This is a genomic window from Asticcacaulis sp. AC460 (assembly GCF_000495795.1).
Classification (GTDB): domain Bacteria; phylum Pseudomonadota; class Alphaproteobacteria; order Caulobacterales; family Caulobacteraceae; genus Asticcacaulis.
On record NZ_AWGD01000020.1, the window covers coordinates 35,426 to 50,735 of the forward strand.

The 15,310-nt window shown below is 61.0% G+C and carries 16 protein-coding genes; 8 read left to right on the top strand and 8 right to left on the bottom strand.

Annotated features, from left to right (window positions below; all coding sequences use genetic code 11):
• The 8 genes from ABAC460_RS35825 to ABAC460_RS35860 are packed head-to-tail and all read left to right on the top strand — an operon-like array spanning position 1 to position 6,800.
• A complete protein-coding gene (locus ABAC460_RS35825; protein ID WP_023453525.1) occupies positions 1 to 1,101 on the top strand; it encodes a cysteine desulfurase family protein in 1,101 nt (366 codons plus the stop codon).
• Positions 1,101 to 2,567 (top strand): Fe-S cluster assembly protein SufB, encoded by a 1,467-nt coding sequence (sufB, locus tag ABAC460_RS35830; protein ID WP_023453526.1) that lies wholly within the window; start codon positions 1,101 to 1,103, stop codon positions 2,565 to 2,567. Before ABAC460_RS35825 ends, sufB begins: the two co-directional genes overlap by 1 nt.
• A gap of 14 nt (positions 2,568 to 2,581) precedes the next feature.
• Entirely contained in the window at positions 2,582 to 3,331 is a 750-nt protein-coding gene (sufC, locus tag ABAC460_RS35835; protein WP_023453527.1) for a Fe-S cluster assembly ATPase SufC, read from the top strand.
• On the top strand, positions 3,328 to 4,374 hold the full coding sequence (locus ABAC460_RS35840; protein ID WP_023453528.1) for a SufD family Fe-S cluster assembly protein: 1,047 nt from the start codon (positions 3,328 to 3,330) through the stop codon (positions 4,372 to 4,374). Before sufC ends, ABAC460_RS35840 begins: the two co-directional genes overlap by 4 nt.
• A complete protein-coding gene (locus ABAC460_RS35845; RefSeq protein WP_023453529.1) occupies positions 4,364 to 5,578 on the top strand; it encodes an aminotransferase class V-fold PLP-dependent enzyme in 1,215 nt (404 codons plus the stop codon). The genes ABAC460_RS35840 and ABAC460_RS35845 overlap by 11 nt, the downstream gene beginning before the upstream one ends.
• A complete protein-coding gene (locus ABAC460_RS35850; RefSeq protein ID WP_023453530.1) occupies positions 5,575 to 5,967 on the top strand; it encodes an SUF system Fe-S cluster assembly protein in 393 nt (130 codons plus the stop codon). The genes ABAC460_RS35845 and ABAC460_RS35850 overlap by 4 nt, the downstream gene beginning before the upstream one ends.
• 2 nt (positions 5,968 to 5,969) lie before the next feature.
• On the top strand, positions 5,970 to 6,362 hold the full coding sequence (locus tag ABAC460_RS35855) for a HesB/IscA family protein (RefSeq protein WP_023453531.1): 393 nt from the start codon (positions 5,970 to 5,972) through the stop codon (positions 6,360 to 6,362).
• A gap of 24 nt (positions 6,363 to 6,386) precedes the next feature.
• Complete coding sequence (locus tag ABAC460_RS35860) at positions 6,387 to 6,800, top strand: Rid family hydrolase (protein ID WP_023453532.1); 414 nt, start codon at positions 6,387 to 6,389, stop codon at positions 6,798 to 6,800.
• Between the two features lie 35 nt (positions 6,801 to 6,835).
• Here the strand turns inward: ABAC460_RS35860 and ABAC460_RS35865 are convergent, their stop codons facing one another.
• From ABAC460_RS35865 to ABAC460_RS35895, 8 genes are all read right to left on the bottom strand, one after another.
• On the bottom strand, positions 6,836 to 7,228 hold the full coding sequence (locus ABAC460_RS35865; RefSeq protein WP_155914640.1) for a hypothetical protein: 393 nt from the start codon (positions 7,226 to 7,228) through the stop codon (positions 6,836 to 6,838).
• Between the two features lie 61 nt (positions 7,229 to 7,289).
• On the bottom strand, positions 7,290 to 7,691 hold the full coding sequence (locus ABAC460_RS0124620; RefSeq protein WP_023453534.1) for an STAS/SEC14 domain-containing protein: 402 nt from the start codon (positions 7,689 to 7,691) through the stop codon (positions 7,290 to 7,292).
• Between the two features lie 57 nt (positions 7,692 to 7,748).
• Entirely contained in the window at positions 7,749 to 8,492 is a 744-nt protein-coding gene (locus ABAC460_RS35870) for a lysophospholipid acyltransferase family protein (RefSeq protein ID WP_023453535.1), read from the bottom strand.
• Between the two features lie 85 nt (positions 8,493 to 8,577).
• Positions 8,578 to 9,636: a GGDEF domain-containing protein gene (locus tag ABAC460_RS35875; RefSeq protein ID WP_023453536.1), complete on the bottom strand. Its 1,059-nt coding sequence runs from the start codon at positions 9,634 to 9,636 to the stop codon at positions 8,578 to 8,580.
• 98 nt (positions 9,637 to 9,734) lie between these two features.
• On the bottom strand, positions 9,735 to 11,183 hold the full coding sequence (locus ABAC460_RS35880; RefSeq protein ID WP_023453537.1) for a DEAD/DEAH box helicase: 1,449 nt from the start codon (positions 11,181 to 11,183) through the stop codon (positions 9,735 to 9,737).
• Positions 11,184 to 11,347: 164 nt separating this feature from the next.
• Complete coding sequence (gene parE, locus ABAC460_RS35885; protein ID WP_031236785.1) at positions 11,348 to 13,438, bottom strand: DNA topoisomerase IV subunit B; 2,091 nt, start codon at positions 13,436 to 13,438, stop codon at positions 11,348 to 11,350.
• 147 nt (positions 13,439 to 13,585) lie between these two features.
• Complete coding sequence (locus ABAC460_RS35890; protein WP_023453539.1) at positions 13,586 to 14,248, bottom strand: TorF family putative porin; 663 nt, start codon at positions 14,246 to 14,248, stop codon at positions 13,586 to 13,588.
• A gap of 372 nt (positions 14,249 to 14,620) precedes the next feature.
• Complete coding sequence (locus ABAC460_RS35895) at positions 14,621 to 15,262, bottom strand: TorF family putative porin (protein WP_023453540.1); 642 nt, start codon at positions 15,260 to 15,262, stop codon at positions 14,621 to 14,623.
• Positions 15,263 to 15,310 lie beyond the last annotated feature (48 nt).

Consider the following 15,310-nt stretch of genomic DNA (forward strand, 5'->3'; position numbering starts at 1 on the left):
ATGACGCTCTATCTCGACCATGCCGCGACGTCACCGCTGCGCCCGCAGGCGCGCGAGGCGTTTTTGCGTGCGTCGGAGATGGGCGGCAACCCGTCGTCGATCCATGCCGCCGGCCGCAAGGCCAAGGTGGTGTTGGAAGACGCGCGGGCGGATGTGTTGAGCGCGGTCGGCGGGATTGGTGCGGGCCTGGTGTTTACGTCGGGCGGTACCGAGGCCAATGCCCTGGCCTTGTGGCAGGCGGCCGGGTTTGACTATGTCGTGGTGTCGGCCGGCGAGCATGACAGTGTATACGCCGGCGTGGCCGGTGCCGTGGTAGCGCCCTTGACGGCGTCGGGCCAGGTCGATGTGGCGAATTTGGAAGCGGTATTGACCCGTGAGGGCCGGCCGTTCGTCGCCGTCATGCTGGCCAACAACGAAACCGGCGTGATCAACGATGTGGCCGCAGTGGCGGACGTGGTTCATGCCCGCGGTGGCTGGTTGCATGTCGACGCCGTCCAGGCGCTCGGCAAGATGGTCGTGGATTTTCAGGTGCTTGGCGCTGATTCTTTATCCGTCAGTGCACATAAAATCGGCGGCGGGCAGGGCGTTGGCGCCCTGGTTTACGACCGCGACCGGGTTTTGAAGCCGCGAACCATCGGTGGCGGCCAGGAACTGGGCCTGCGCGCGGGGACCGAGAATGTTCCGGGAATTGCGGCCTTCTCGGCGGCAATAAAGGCTTGCCAGCCGGTCTGCGAGGACGTAAGCCGCGCCCAATCGCAGGTCGAGGCGGCTTTGCAGGCCCTGGACGTGGTGATTGTCGGGGCGGAGGCGCCGCGGGTGCCGGGCGTGCTGTGCCTGGCGCAGCCGCAATGGGCGTCGAACCTGCAACTGATCCATATGGACATGGCCGGGATCTGCGTTTCGTCGGGTTCAGCCTGTTCGTCGGGCAAGGTCAAGTCGAGCCGCGTGGTCACCAACCTGGGGTTGCCGGATCTGGCCGACAAGGTATTGCGCGTGTCGGCCGGATGGACGACGCAGGCAGAAGATTGGCAGCGTTTTTATGACGTATGGTCAAAAGGTTATGAAGTGTATTTGAAGCGTCACGCAAAGGAAATGGCGTAATGGCCGCGGTCAAGGAAACCATCGATACGGTCGCCAAGCTCGAAACCTACGAGCATGGCTTCGTGACCGATATCGAGATGGAGTTCGCCCCCAAGGGGTTGAACGCCGACATCGTGCGCTTCATTTCGGCCAAGAAGAACGAGCCCGCATGGATGCTGGAGATGCGTCTGGCGGCGTTCGAGCGCTGGCTGACGATGGAAGAGCCCGACTGGGCCAAGGTCAACTATACCCGGGTCAATTACCAGGACCTGTATTATTACGCCGCGCCGCGCAAAAAGGCCGGGCCGAAGTCGTTGGACGAAATCGATCCGGAGATCCTCAAGACCTATGAGAAGTTGGGTATCCCGCTGAAGGAACAGATGGTCCTGGCCGGGGTCGAGGGCGCGCCGAAATATGCCGTCGACGCCGTGTTCGATTCGGTATCGGTGATCACCACCTTCAAAGATGAGCTGAAGAAGTCGGGTGTCATTTTCTGCTCTATTTCCGAGGCTTTGCGTGAACATCCTGATCTGGTGCGGCAATATCTCGGCAGCGTCGTGCCGGTGTCGGACAACTATTTCGCCGCCCTGAATGCCGCGGTGTTTTCGGACGGATCGTTCGTCTATGTCCCGCCGGGTGTGCGCTGCCCGATGGAGCTGTCGACCTATTTCCGCATCAATGCGGAGAATACCGGCCAGTTCGAGCGCACCCTGATCATTGCCGACAAGGGCGCCTATGTGTCCTACCTGGAAGGCTGCACGGCGCCGCAACGCGACGAGAACCAGCTTCACGCCGCCGTGGTCGAACTGGTGGCCCTGGAAGACGCCAATATAAAATATTCGACGGTGCAGAACTGGTACCCCGGCGACGCCGAGGGCAAGGGCGGCATCTACAACTTCGTCACCAAGCGCGCCGATTGCCGTGGGGCGCGGTCGAAGGTGTCGTGGACCCAGGTCGAGACCGGTTCAGCCGTGACGTGGAAATATCCGTCCTGCATCCTGCGCGGCGACGACAGCGTCGGCGAGTTCTATTCGATCGCCGTCACCAACGGCGCTCAACAGGCCGATACCGGCACCAAGATGATCCACCTGGGCAAGAACACTCGGTCGCGCATCATCTCCAAGGGCGTGTCGGCCGGCCGGTCGTCGAATACCTATCGCGGTTTGGTGTCGGCCCACGCCAAGGCGACGGGGGCGCGCAACTTCACCCAGTGCGACAGCCTGCTGATCGGCAAGACCTGCGCCGCCCATACCGTGCCCTATGTCGAGGCGGACACGGCCAAGGCGCAGTTTGAGCATGAGGCGACGACGACGCGGCTGAGCGAGGATCAACTATTCTACGCCATGCAGCGCGGCCTGAGTCAGGAAGAGGCTGTCGCCCTGCTGGTCAACGGGTTCGTGCGCGACGTATTGCAGGAACTGCCCATGGAATTCGCCGTCGAGGCCCAGAAACTGGTCGCCATCAGCCTTGAAGGCTCGGTGGGATAAGAGAAGATAAAACAATGCTTTCGATACAAAACCTCACCGTCGCTGTCGACACCAAGACCATCCTGAACGGCCTGACCCTGGCTGTGCCCAATGGCGAGGTCCATGCCATCATGGGACCCAATGGCGCCGGTAAGTCGACACTCGGCTACGCCTTGGCGGGGCGGCCGAACTACAGCGTCACCGGCGGAACGGCGACCTTCAATGGCGAGGATCTGCTGGACAAGGGCGTGCATGAACGCGCGGCGGCCGGCCTGTACCTGTCGTTCCAGTATCCGCTCGAAATTCCCGGCGTTCCGGCCTTAACCTTTTTGCGTACGGCCTTGAATGCGCAACGGAAATTGCGCGGCGAGGACGAGGTGTCGGCGCCGGATTTCCTGCGCCGGGTGCGCGAAGTCGCCAAGTCGCTGAAGATCGACATGGACATGCTGAAGCGGCCGCTCAATGTCGGGTTTTCCGGCGGCGAGAAGAAGCGCATGGAAGTGCTGCAGATGGCCATGCTGGAGCCGAAGTTCCTGATCCTGGACGAGACCGATTCCGGCCTCGATATCGACGCGCTGAAGGTTGTGTCGGATGGGGTGAATGCCCTGCGTTCGTCCGATCGTGGCATGTTGGTCATTACCCACTATCAGCGCCTGCTGGACCATATCAAGCCAGACAAGGTCCATGTCCTGGTCGCCGGCCGCATCGTCAAATCGGGCGGTCCGGAACTGGCGCTGGAGCTGGAAGCCCGCGGCTATGACGAATATCTGGGAGTGGCGGCGTGACGCAGTTGATGCCGCTCGATCTGTTCGACCAATCATCCTACCCGAACCGTCGGGTCGAGGAGTGGAAGTACAGCGACCTGTCGCGGGCCTTGCGCGAAATTCCCCAGAAAGACAAGGTTATCAATGTTGATCTGGTGTCGCGGTTTGCAGCGCAGGGATTCGCCGTTTTTACCGTGCGCAACGGCAATTATGACGGCCTGAACGAAGCGTTGGCGGCGTCGAACGGCAGGCTGTGGATTCGCCATCTGGACGAAGGCGTCACCGGACCGGTCGTCGGCCATCAGGGCCGCGCCGTTTTGCAGGTGGCTGACGATCAAAGCCTGACCGTGTTTGAGACCTACGAAGGCCAGGGCGCCTATGCCGCCCATACCGAACTGGGGATAAGCCTGGGACAAAACAGTGGATTCATCAGAATTGTTGTTTTGGATGAACCGCTTAATGCCCTGTCGATAAGACGATCAACGATTGATACAAAGCCGGGTGCCAAGGTCCATCAGGCGGTGTTTTCCGCCGGTGCACAATTTTCGCGCTTCGAGACGCATCTCAACCATGCCGGCCATGGCGCCGAGGTGACTTTGGACGGCGCCTACCTGCTGAAAGGCAAGGCGCATTTCGATCTGACGACGCGTGTCACCCATGGTGAAGTCGATGGCGTGACCAGCCAGACCATCCGTGGTCTGGTCAAGGATCAGGCGACGGCGGTGTTTCAGGGACGGATCCTGGTCGAACGCGGCGCCGATGGTACCGACGCTCGCATGCGGCACCAGGCGCTGATCCTGAACGACGGCGCCCATATCCGCGCCAAGCCGGAGCTGGAAATCTACGCCGACGACGTGCAATGCGCCCATGGCAACACCATCGGCGCACTAGACGAGGAGGCGATGTTCTTCTGTCAGGCGCGCGGCATGGATGAAGCCACGGCGCGCGGCCTGCTAACCCATGCCTTCGTCATGCCGGTGGCCGACGCCATTCCGGATGAGGTGCTGAAGGCGGCGGTGCTGGACTTCCTCGAACATGAGGCGGAGGACTATCATGCCGTTTGATGTCGAAAAGGTCCGCAGCGATTTCCCGATCCTGAGCCGCGTGATCAACAACAAGCCTCTGGTCTATCTCGACAGCGGCGCTTCGGCGCAGAAGCCGGAAGCGGTGATCGAGGCCATCTCGCACGCCATGCGGCATTCTTATGCCAATGTGCACCGGGGTCTGCATCGCCTGGCCAATGAGGTCACCGACGCCTATGAGGCCGGCCGCGAGACCGTGGCGAGCTTTATCGGCGCGGAAACGAATGAGATCGTCTTCACCAAGTCGGCCACCGAAGCCGTCAACCTGGTCGCCAATAGCTGGGGCGATCGCCTGCAGGCCGGCGACGAGATCCTGACGACCGAGATGGAGCATCACGCCAACATCGTGCCGTGGTACATGCTGGCCAAGCGCAAGGGCGCGGTGCTGCGTTATGTACCGATGCTGGATGATGGCAGCCTCGACATGGCGGCGTTCGACGCCATGTTGTCGTCCAAGGTCAAGATCGTCGCCGTCACCCACATGTCGAATGTGCTGGGGACCATCAACCCGGTCGCCGAGATCGCCACTAAAGCCCATGCGGTCGGCGCGAAGGTGGTGATCGACGGCGCCCAGGGCGTTGTGCACCTGAAGGTCGACGTCAAGGCGATCGATGCCGACTTCTATGTCTTCTCGGCGCACAAGCTGTATGGCCCGACAGGCCTGGGCGTGCTGTACGCCAAGTCCGAACTGCTGCATGACATGCCGCCATGGCAGGGCGGCGGCGAGATGATCGGCCGCGTCACCAAAGACGAGATCACCTGGAACGAACCGCCGCACCGCTTCGAAGCGGGTACGCCGGCGATCCTGGAGGTCATCGGGCTTAAAGTGGCGATCGATTGGCTGAACCAGTTCGACCGCGCCGAGGTCGAGGCCCATGAACACGCCCTGTATCAGCGCGCCTATGACCGCCTGACCCAGATCAATTCGTTGCGTGTCCATGGCACGGCGCCGGGAAAGGGCTCGATCCTGACCTTTTCTTTGGGCCAGGCCCATGCCCATGACGTGGCGCAGATCCTGGATCGCTATAACGTCGCCGTTCGCGCCGGCACCCACTGCGCCGAACCTTTGATGACCCGTTTGGGCGTGACCTCTACCGTTCGCGCCTCGATCGCCCTATATAATACACAAGCCGAGATCGACATCCTTGCCGAGGCTGTCGAGAAAGCACAGAGTTTCTTCGCATGAGTGATGACGTAACCCCGACCCAGGACCTGTTCAGCCTCGACGAGATGGGGGCCAACCAGCCGCAGGCGCTGGAACAGGCCGAACTCGACCGGCTGACCGATGAGCTGATCACTGCCTTCAAGTCGGTGTACGACCCGGAAATCCCGGTCGACATCTACGAACTGGGGCTGATCTATCGCGTCGATGTCTCCGACGACCGCCATGTCGTGGTCGACATGACCCTGACCGCGCCAGGTTGCCCGGTGGCCGGTGAAATGCCGGGCTGGGTCGAACAGGCCGTCATGGGCGTCAAGGGTGTCGCGTCGGCCGAGGTCAACCTGGTGTTCGAACCGCCCTGGGAGTCGTCTCGCATGAGCGATGAAGCCAAGCTGCAACTGAATATGTTCTGATCATGGAAGCCACCCCCAACATCGCGCCGCGTCCCCGCCGTCCGCGCCCGGCCATCGTCACCCTGACCGAGGCAGCTGCCGACCAGGTCAAGACGATCATGGCCCGCGCCGACAAGCCCTATGCCGGCCTGCGCGTGGGCGTGAAGCAGGGTGGTTGCGCCGGCCAGGAATATGTCCTGTCCTATTCCGAGGACATCGGCGCGCTGGACGAAGTCATCACCGACAAGGACGTCACGGTGCTGATCGATCCGAAGGCGGTTTTGTATTTGGTCGGGACCGTGATCGATTACGAGACCACCAAGCTGGCGTCGAAGTTCGTGTTCCGGAATCCGAACGAGACCGATGCCTGCGGCTGCGGCGAAAGCGTGACCATCAAGCCGGCAGCGGCGGAATAAAGCATCAGATCAGGGGAGGCGGGTATGCGTTGGGGTTTGATCACTTTGGCGGCCTTCCTGATGGCGACGCCGGTCCATGCCGAGGTGAAGCGTGACGACTATCGGCCATGGGAAAAAGACATCGGCTACGCGCGCGCGGTTCGTCATGGCGACACGCTTTATATTTCCGGCGTCACGGCCCAGGGCGCCACGGTGGCTGAACAGACGTCCAACATCTATGCCGAAATTGCTGAGATACTTAAAGCCCATGGCCTGGATAGCAAAGCTGTGGTCATCGAGACCATCTACACCCGTGACATAGAAGCGGTGAAGGCTGCGATCGCTATCCGCAAACAGTTCTACGTCGATGACGTCTACCCAGCGGCCACGTGGGTGCAGATCGAGCGCCTGTTCGATGAAAAGCAGCTCATTGAGATTGAAGTTGAAGCGGCATTTTAGAGCGCCATTTCGATTCTTTCGGATCGAATAGCGCTCTATACGGCCGCTTCCATTTCAGCCAGCCAGTCCATCGCCTCGCGCCGGCTTTTGAAAGCGCGGAAATGGATGTCGGTGAACATCGCTCCCACGGAACGAATGCGCGCATGCGCCAATGGATCGCGCGTCAGGAGGGCGATACGCGGGCGCTCTATACGGCCGACCATCCGTTTCGCCCAATAACGTCCCACCTGTTCGATTTCACTCAGGGCCATGAAACCGCGATACTGACGCAAATCGATCAGGCGGTTGTATCGCCACGGCTGGTCGATGCGGTCGTAGTTGGCCAGGGCCTGGTCGACATAGACCTGTCCGGGTTCGTTGCCGATGAGGCGCACCGTGATCAGGCGTCGCGTTTCATCGACGGTCACACTGACCAGGGACATTGGCATGGTGTCTCCCCGTTTGTATTTTCTTTGAGGAGACCACGATTCGTGTCGACGGAACGGTGTTTTATGCCCGCAGCCGGGTGGGGGTACCGTCCAGCCACTCCATGGCTTCGTCCACGGTCGTGAAGGCTTCGCGGATTTCCCGCGGGAACAGAGCGCTGACGACATGGACGCGTGCGTGGTCCAGCGGATTGTTGACCACCACCGCGACGCGCGAACTGTAGTCGCGGTTGCCGACCCGGTCCTGCCACCAGGCCGCCAGGCGGGTGATTTCGTCGAAATCGACCAGGCCTTCGGCGCGGCGATAGTCAAACAGACGCTCGTAGGCCCAGGGTTCGGCCAGTCCTGCATAGACGTCGATGAAGTAATCGATCAGCACGCGGCTATCGATCTCACCGGCAATGACGAAGACGATACGATGGCGGTCTTCGTCGATCTGGGCTCTGACATGAAAGCGTCGCGCCATGGGACATCTCCGGTGAAGGAATTATCCCAATAATCGTACAAGCCGATTAACTTTACCTTACCCGGCCACCAGCACGGACGGCGTAAACGGTTCGCCCGTGGCTTCGGCGATCAACTGCTGTGAACGCGTTTCGATCCGGTCACGCAGCAGATCCAGGAAAGCGTTCTTGTCCATGCCCGGCTCGATCGGATCGAGGAATTCCAGAACGGCCGTGCCGGGCGTCTTCTTGTAATGCTCTTCCTGCCAGAACAGGCCCAGATTGGTCGCCACCGGCACAACCGGCATGTTGAAATTGTTCATCATGTGCCACACGCCCGACCGGTATTTGCGGTAGGTACCCGGCGCGTTGAGGTGGCCTTCCGGATAGATCAGGATGCTGCGGCCGTCCTTGGCAGCATCCGCCGAACGCGAGGCCAGGTTCTTGCGCGCTTCGTGGCCGCCACAGTTGTTGACGACAATGGCGCCAAGCTTCTGCAGCAGCTTGCCCATCAGCGGGAACTTCTCGAGATGGTCGCCGGTGACGAAGGCCAGGTCGCCGAACTGCGAATAGATGCAGAAACCGTCACCCCAGCTATGGTGTTTGCACGCGAAGATGACCGGCCCGTCGGGCAAGCGGTCCCGGCCGCGCACCTCCAGCTTGATGCCGGCAAAAATCTCCATCGCCTGGACCATGCGCCGTGTGTAGCGCTTGATGACCCAACTCACCGGCTTGCGGCCCGGGAAGATGGTCAGGAACAGGGCGGTCAGACCATAGGTGACCGACAGGAACCAGTAGGCAACGGAAAAGAGAAAGCTGTTCATGACAATGAGGCCCCGGAAGACAAGTTATTTGAACATTGTTCAAATTTGAAGTCAAGGCCTAAAGCGCGTGATAAGTCCGGCGATATCAGGCTGCGTTGGAGCCGCGGCTTTCGCCTTCGGCCACGGTGACCTTGTTGCGGCCGTTGTTTTTCGACAGATACAAGGCCTTGTCGGCGCGGTCCAGCAGGTCGAAAGCGTCTTCGCCGTAGGTGCGCTGGGCGATACCGGCCGAAATGGTGACGGTACCCAGGTCTTCATTGGTCGAACGGCGCTTCAGAACGCGCGAGGCGATTTCGGTGCGGGCTTCGTTCAGCAGGCGCTCGACCGTCGGGGCGGTTTCGCCGGGGAAAAGCAGGCCGAATTCTTCGCCGCCGTAACGGGCGGCCATGCGCGGCGGACGGCCGATGCGGGCCAGGACCGAGGCGACATAACGCAGGACCTGATCGCCGGTCTGGTGACCCCAGGTGTCGTTGAAGCGCTTGAAGTGGTCGATATCGATGACGGCCAGGGTTAGCGGCTTGGTGACGTCGTCCGTGTCGCAGTGGGCGTCCAGGGCTTCGTCGAAGGATTTGCGATTGGCCAGGTTGGTCAGGGCGTCGGTCATGGCCTCCATGCGCACCTGGTCCAGGTGCTTGCGCAGACGGGTGACTTCGCGCGAGGACTCCGACAGGCGGCCTTCCAGGACGCTGTGTTGGGTCAGAACCTGGTTGGTGGCGACCGTGAGGCTGTCGATCAGGCCCTTCAGAGCGGCCGCATCGACGGCGCTCATGGTCTTGCGCGCGCCTTCCAGGGTTTCGCCGTAGTTCTTCTGGGCCTTCTGGGCTTCGATGATGACTTCGGTGATCGAGGCCAGTTCGCGGGTCAGTTTCAGTCCGGCGTCGCGGACTTCGTCATTCATCTTCAGACGGGCGATGAACTTGGCCGCCAGGCTTTCGGAGATTTCTTCGGTAATGGTTTCGCCCGCCTTGATCAGGCGGTGGATTTCCTGGGCGAGGGCGCCGTCAGGGTCGCCGGCAACGTACAGCCAGAGTTCGTAGTTGAGCGGTGTCGGCCAAACGCCGTGGTCCTGCATCAGCCGGAGAGCTTCGCCCGCCAAGGCATAGGCGGCGGGGCTTCTGACGCTGATTTCGATATCGTTGCTCATCAATCCCTCTGGCGTCCCTTTCTAGGGTCACTTGTCCCGTGACGGATGGACATTAGAGGAATTGTTCTGACAGGCGGTTAACGCCGGTTACTTTTTCGTCAGGAATCCGCCTTGATCACAACTGGCCGTAGGAGGAAGGCCGGCATGTGATCACCAAAGGGGCTCTCGACCCTCTGCTTATCGGTTGATTTTTCAGACTTTTTCTCACGACGCGCCGGCTTTTCAGGGCGGGTTTCGATCGCTTCTGGGGCCGGGGTCGGGGCTTCTTTTTTTGCGGGTTTGACCGGTTTTTCAATCGGTTGCATGTCCGCTTCGAAGTCGCGTTTACCCTTGGGGGCGTGATCACGATCCTTGCGGGTGCGCGGCTTCGACGATTCGCGTCCGGGTTGACGTGGTGATTCGCTCAAAGCGCTGTAGTCGACGTCGAGCTCCAGGACCGCGGGATCTTTTTTGATCAGCTTGACGACCTTGTCGTAGTTCTTTTCATCGGCGGGTGAAAGCAGCAGGTAGGCTTCGCCGCTGCGTCCGGCACGGCCGGTGCGGCCGACGCGGTGGACGTAGTCGTCGGCATGGTGCGAGACGTCGAAGTTGAAGACGTGGCCGACATCGGGGATATCGAGACCGCGGGCGGCAACGTCGGAAGCCACCAGCAGGGTCAGGTCGCCTTTACGGAACGAGTCGAGCGTCCGCATCCGCAGCGCCTGGTCCAGGTCGCCGTGGATCGGGGCGGCATTGAAACCATGGGCCGTCAGGGATTTCGCAACGATGTCGACATCGGTCTTGCGATTGCAGAAGACGATGCCGTTCTTGATATCCAGGGTCTTGAGCAGGGCGCGCAGGGCGATCCGCTTGGCGCGCGGGTCCTTATGCGGAACGCGCAGGACATACTGGGTGATGTTTTCGTTGGTCGAGGCGGGGCGGGAGACCTCGATGCGGACCGGGTTGCGCAGGAACTGCGTCGTCAGACGGGTGATTTCCGGCGGCATGGTGGCCGAGAAGAACAGGGTCTGGCGGGTCGGCGGGGTCAGTTTGAAGATGCGCTCGATATCGGGGATGAAGCCCATGTCGAGCATGCGGTCGGCTTCATCGACTACCATGATCTGGACGCCGGTCAGCAGGACCTTGGAGCGTTCGAACAGGTCGAGCAGGCGGCCGGGGGTACAGATCAGGACGTCAACACCCTTGTCCAGCTTGGCGACCTGGTCGGCCATGGAGACGCCGCCGATCAGCAGGGCCCAGTTGAGCTTATGATACTTGGCGTATTTTTCGAAGGCTTCAGCGACCTGGTCGGCCAGTTCGCGGGTCGGGGCCAGGACGATGGAACGCGGCATGCGGGCCTTGGAGCGGCCGGCGGCCAGGCGCTCGATCATCGGCAGGGTGAAGGCGGCGGTTTTACCGGTACCGGTCTGGGCGATACCCAGGACGTCGAGGCCGGTGAGCGCGACGGGAATCGCCTGCTCCTGGATGGCGGTTGGCGTGTCGTAGCCGGTTTCGGCAATGGCCTTGAGGACTTCGGCACCCAGGCCCAGATCTGTAAACTTGGTCATGGCCGTTCATTGCGCTTTTGCGGTGCGGTAGTCAATGGATGCGTAACGGGGTGTGGGGTCTGCGACCCCACAAATTCTTTCTTTTTCTTTCTTCTGACTTCGCCCAAGGGGGCGAGGTCAGAAGAAAGAAGAGGAAGACTTGGGGCCGCAGGCCCCAAACCCCGTTAGACATCCAGGTCTTCTGCCGCAAACTCGGCGTGATCCTGAATATAGCGATATCTCAGCTCCGGCTTACGCCCCATCAGGGTCTCGACCAGATCCTCGATATCCTCTTCGTCGTGCGGCAAGGTCACCCGCGCCAGGGTCCGCGTCTTCGGATCCATGGTGGTTTCCTTCAACTGCGCCGGCATCATCTCGCCCAGGCCCTTGAAGCGGCCGATTTCCGGCTTCTTGCCCTTGAAATGCTTGGCCAGGATCTGTGCCCGGTGGGCGTCGTCCTTGGCGTAGTGCACTTCCTTGCCATGGCCGATCCGGTACAGGGGCGGCATGGCCAGGTACAGGTTACCGTTTCGGACCATGGCCGGCATGGTGCGGTAGAAGAAGGTGATCAGAAGGCTGGCAATGTGGGCGCCGTCGACGTCGGCGTCGGTCATGATGATGATCCGCTCGTAACGCAGATCCTCTTCCTTGAACTTGGCGCCAGGCTGGACGCCCAGGGCCAGGCCCAGATCCGACAGTTCGGAGTTTTGCCGCAGCTTGTCCACCGTCGCCGAAGCCACGTTCAGGATCTTGCCGCGCAAAGGCAAAATGGCCTGGGTATTGCGGTTACGGCCCTGCTTGGCCGAGCCGCCGGCCGAGTCGCCTTCGACGATGAACAGTTCGGTGCCGATGGCATCCTGGCGCGAACAGTCGGCCAGCTTGCCCGGCAGGCGCAGTTTACGCGTCGCCGAAGCGCGCTGGACTTCCTTGTCCTTGCGCTTCTTCAGCCGCTCTTCGGCCTTTTCGATGATGAACTGCAGCAGCTTCTCGGCCTGCTTGGGCGAGCCGGTCAGCCAGTGATCGAACGGATCGGCCAGGGCGCGTTCCACCAGACGTGCCGCGTCGGTTGACGACAGGCGGTCCTTGGTCTGGCCCTGGAATTCCGGATTGCGGATGAAGACCGAGATGACGATGCCGGCATAGGCCGCCACGTCTTCCGCCGTGATCAGGCCGCCCCGCTTGTCACCGGTCATTTCGGCATAGGTTTTCAGCGAACGGGTCAGGGCTGCGCGCAACCCGGCCTCGTGCGTGCCGCCGTCGGGCGTCGGAATGGTGTTACAGTAGGACTGAACGAAGCTGTCATGGTCGTCGAACCCGGCGCCTGACCACACCACCGCCCATTCGACCGCGCCGGCATCGTCCTTACGCTCAACGCGGCCCGAGAAGATCTCGGTCAGGGCGTCGGTGTCCTTGACCCGCTCGGCCAGGTAATCTGCCAGGCCGTTGGGGAAGTAGAACTTGTCCTCAGGCGGCGTCTGGTCGTGGATCTGCGACGGGGCGCATTTCCAGAAGATCTGCACGCCACGGAACAGATAGGCCTTCGCCTTGGTCATCCGGTACAGGCGCGCGGGCTTGAAATGCGCCGAGGACCCGAAGATATCGACATCCGGCAGGAAGCGCAGCTTCGTGCCCTTCTTCTTCGACGGCTGGATCTGCTCGATGGGGGCCAGCGAGTGGCCGCGGGAGAAGTTCTGCTGCCATTCGAAGCCGTCGCGCCACGCCGTGACCTCCAGGCGCTCCGACAGGGCGTTGACGACCGAGGCGCCGACCCCGTGCAGACCGCCGGAGGTGGCGTAGGCCTTGCCGGAGAACTTGCCGCCCGAGTGCAGCACCGTCATGATGACTTCCAGCGCCGACTTGCCCGGGTATTTGGGGTGCGGATCGACGGGGATGCCGCGGCCGTCGTCGCGGACGCTGACATAGCCATCGGCATCCAGCTCAACCCAGATCGCCTTGGCGTGATTCGCCACAGCTTCGTCCATGGCGTTGTCCAGGACTTCGGCGAACAGATGGTGCAGCGCCTTTTCATCCGTTCCGCCGATATACATGCCCGGACGCATGCGCACGGGTTCCAGCCCTTCCAGCACTTCGATGCTGGACGCGCCATAATCCGAATCAGGTGTATGCGGTTCAGGAGTTTTCACAGGTTCGGCCGCGACAAGTTTGGGGGCGGGACGCTTTTCGGGCGCGGAAGGCTTTTCAGGTACGGAGGAGGGGGAGCCTTCCGGTTCCTCACCACCGTTGAACAGATTGGGCTGCGGAGTAGACGACGTCATAAGCGATACTTTGAAGTGATTCGTTGCAAATCAAGTAAGCGAAACGCCTGCTTTGGCAAGGCGTGCACAAAGAAAAAGGCCGCAAGTCACGAGGACTTGCGGCCGATTTCGTTACCAGGCCAGCATGGCCCATTTACATTCGGTCGATTAGAAGCCGACCTTCAGAGTGGCATACACGTTGTCCGGCAGGTCCACGCCAGCGACGCGCGACGCGTCGGAATAGCGCATGTCCAGCGACAGCGAGTCGGTGATGGCGTAGGTCACGCCAGCGTTCCAGGTGGTGTAGCCGGCAGCTTCGTAGTTACCGATGGCGCCCGAAACGGTCCACTTGTCGCCGATCGGCTGCGAAGCGTTGATTTCATAGTACGGGTCAGCCAGGTCTTCGGCCGGCAGATACATGGCGAAGCCGATCGAGCCAGCGCCCATCGGGTGGCTGACGGCGGCCTTCAGTTCACCGACGTTGAAGTCGCAATCGTCGCACTGATCCGGGTACATGTAGTGGATGTAGCCAAAGTCGAACGAGAAGTCGCCCGCGGTCGGGGTGAGACCGGCATACAGGTCCACCTCGGTGTTGGCGGTTTCGTTGCCGAAGTCAACGTTGGAGCCCCAGGCGCCGACGTAGAACATGCCCTTTTTGTAGTCCACGCCGCCTTGCAGAGCGCCGTTGTCATCGGTTTGGCTGACGCCGCGCCAGACATAGTTGTTGGTGGCGGCGATGTTGAAGCTCAGCTCGCCCGCGTCCTGGGCCGAGGCTGCGCCGGCAAACAGGGCGCTGAGGGCGACAGCGGCAACAAGAAGAGTCTTTTTCATAGTAAATTCCCAGTTCCTTGGTTTGCGCCGTTGCGACATGAGCCACGGCTTTTTTGGATCGGTGAGGTGTGTCGGTAAAACCTAGATTAATGTACCAAAAAAAGCGAAGCGGTATAGCCCCCAAGGTCGTTTAGCAACGCTTTGATGCATATTTACCACGACTATTTCAAAGGCTTACGGCAATTTTACAGGGCCGTAGAGGCGTTATTCGATACGGTGATTTTCGTGGGCGAAACCTGTATTGCTAAATTTGTCATATTTAATTCACTGATAAATAAATGATTTTATTGCTGCGCTGCGGTCTCGCGGGCGCAAAAAGAAAGGGCCGCCCTCCGTGGGAGAGCGACCCTGACGAAAAACCCCTCCGGGTTATTAGAAGGCGGCCTTAAGCGTAACGGCCAGGCGCGGACCCGAAGGCTTGAACCATTCCGGGATGTTGGTGTCCGAGAATCGGGCGTCCAGACCCAGGGTCGAGTTGAAGGCGTAGGTGACGCCGATGTTGCCGACCGAATACTTGGCGCCGCCCAGTTCCTGCTCGCCGACCGCGCCCGAAAGGGTCAGCTTGTCGGTCAGCGGATAGGCGCCGTTGATTTCATAGTAGGCGGTGTCATCGAAATCGATATTGTAGTAATAGGCGGCGCCGATGCTGCCCTTGGGCAGGGCGTAGGTCACGGCGGCCTTGGCTTCCGTGGCGTTCAGCAGCTCGTCACCGTACTGGTACGTCACGACGCCGACGTCGAAGGTGTAGTTGCCGACAACCGGCTTCACGCCGGCATATAGGTCAACTTCGTAGTCGGCGAAATCGACGTTCGAGGCCCAGGCGCCGGCATAGAAGATGCCGTTGCCGTAGTCGACGCCGCCCTGGATGGCGGGGCTGCCGTCGGTTTGGGTCCAGCCGCGGAAGACGTAGTCGCTGGTGACGCCGATATTGTAGCTGACGGCGCCTTCGGCCGAAGCCGAACCAGCAAAAGCGAGGGCGGCGAGGGCGGTCGCGGCCAGGAGAATCTTCTTCATGTTCTTGTTCCTCAGATGAGTTATGTGCCTAACCCGACCCAAGGCGTT

Coding starts and splice junctions, on each gene's coding strand:
- ABAC460_RS35825 (WP_023453525.1), top strand. CDS start 1: ATGACGCTCTATCTCGACCATGCCGCGACGTCACCGCTGCGCCCGCAG.
- sufB (WP_023453526.1), top strand. CDS start 1,101: ATGGCCGCGGTCAAGGAAACCATCGATACGGTCGCCAAGCTCGAAACC.
- sufC (WP_023453527.1), top strand. CDS start 2,582: ATGCTTTCGATACAAAACCTCACCGTCGCTGTCGACACCAAGACCATC.
- ABAC460_RS35845 (WP_023453529.1), top strand. CDS start 4,364: ATGCCGTTTGATGTCGAAAAGGTCCGCAGCGATTTCCCGATCCTGAGC.
- ABAC460_RS35850 (WP_023453530.1), top strand. CDS start 5,575: ATGAGTGATGACGTAACCCCGACCCAGGACCTGTTCAGCCTCGACGAG.
- ABAC460_RS35855 (WP_023453531.1), top strand. CDS start 5,970: ATGGAAGCCACCCCCAACATCGCGCCGCGTCCCCGCCGTCCGCGCCCG.
- ABAC460_RS35860 (WP_023453532.1), top strand. CDS start 6,387: ATGCGTTGGGGTTTGATCACTTTGGCGGCCTTCCTGATGGCGACGCCG.
- ABAC460_RS35865 (WP_155914640.1), bottom strand. CDS start 7,228: ATGCCAATGTCCCTGGTCAGTGTGACCGTCGATGAAACGCGACGCCTG.
- ABAC460_RS0124620 (WP_023453534.1), bottom strand. CDS start 7,691: ATGGCGCGACGCTTTCATGTCAGAGCCCAGATCGACGAAGACCGCCAT.
- ABAC460_RS35870 (WP_023453535.1), bottom strand. CDS start 8,492: ATGAACAGCTTTCTCTTTTCCGTTGCCTACTGGTTCCTGTCGGTCACC.
- ABAC460_RS35875 (WP_023453536.1), bottom strand. CDS start 9,636: ATGAGCAACGATATCGAAATCAGCGTCAGAAGCCCCGCCGCCTATGCC.
- ABAC460_RS35880 (WP_023453537.1), bottom strand. CDS start 11,183: ATGACCAAGTTTACAGATCTGGGCCTGGGTGCCGAAGTCCTCAAGGCC.
- parE (WP_031236785.1), bottom strand. CDS start 13,438: ATGACGTCGTCTACTCCGCAGCCCAATCTGTTCAACGGTGGTGAGGAA.
- ABAC460_RS35890 (WP_023453539.1), bottom strand. CDS start 14,248: ATGAAAAAGACTCTTCTTGTTGCCGCTGTCGCCCTCAGCGCCCTGTTT.
- ABAC460_RS35895 (WP_023453540.1), bottom strand. CDS start 15,262: ATGAAGAAGATTCTCCTGGCCGCGACCGCCCTCGCCGCCCTCGCTTTT.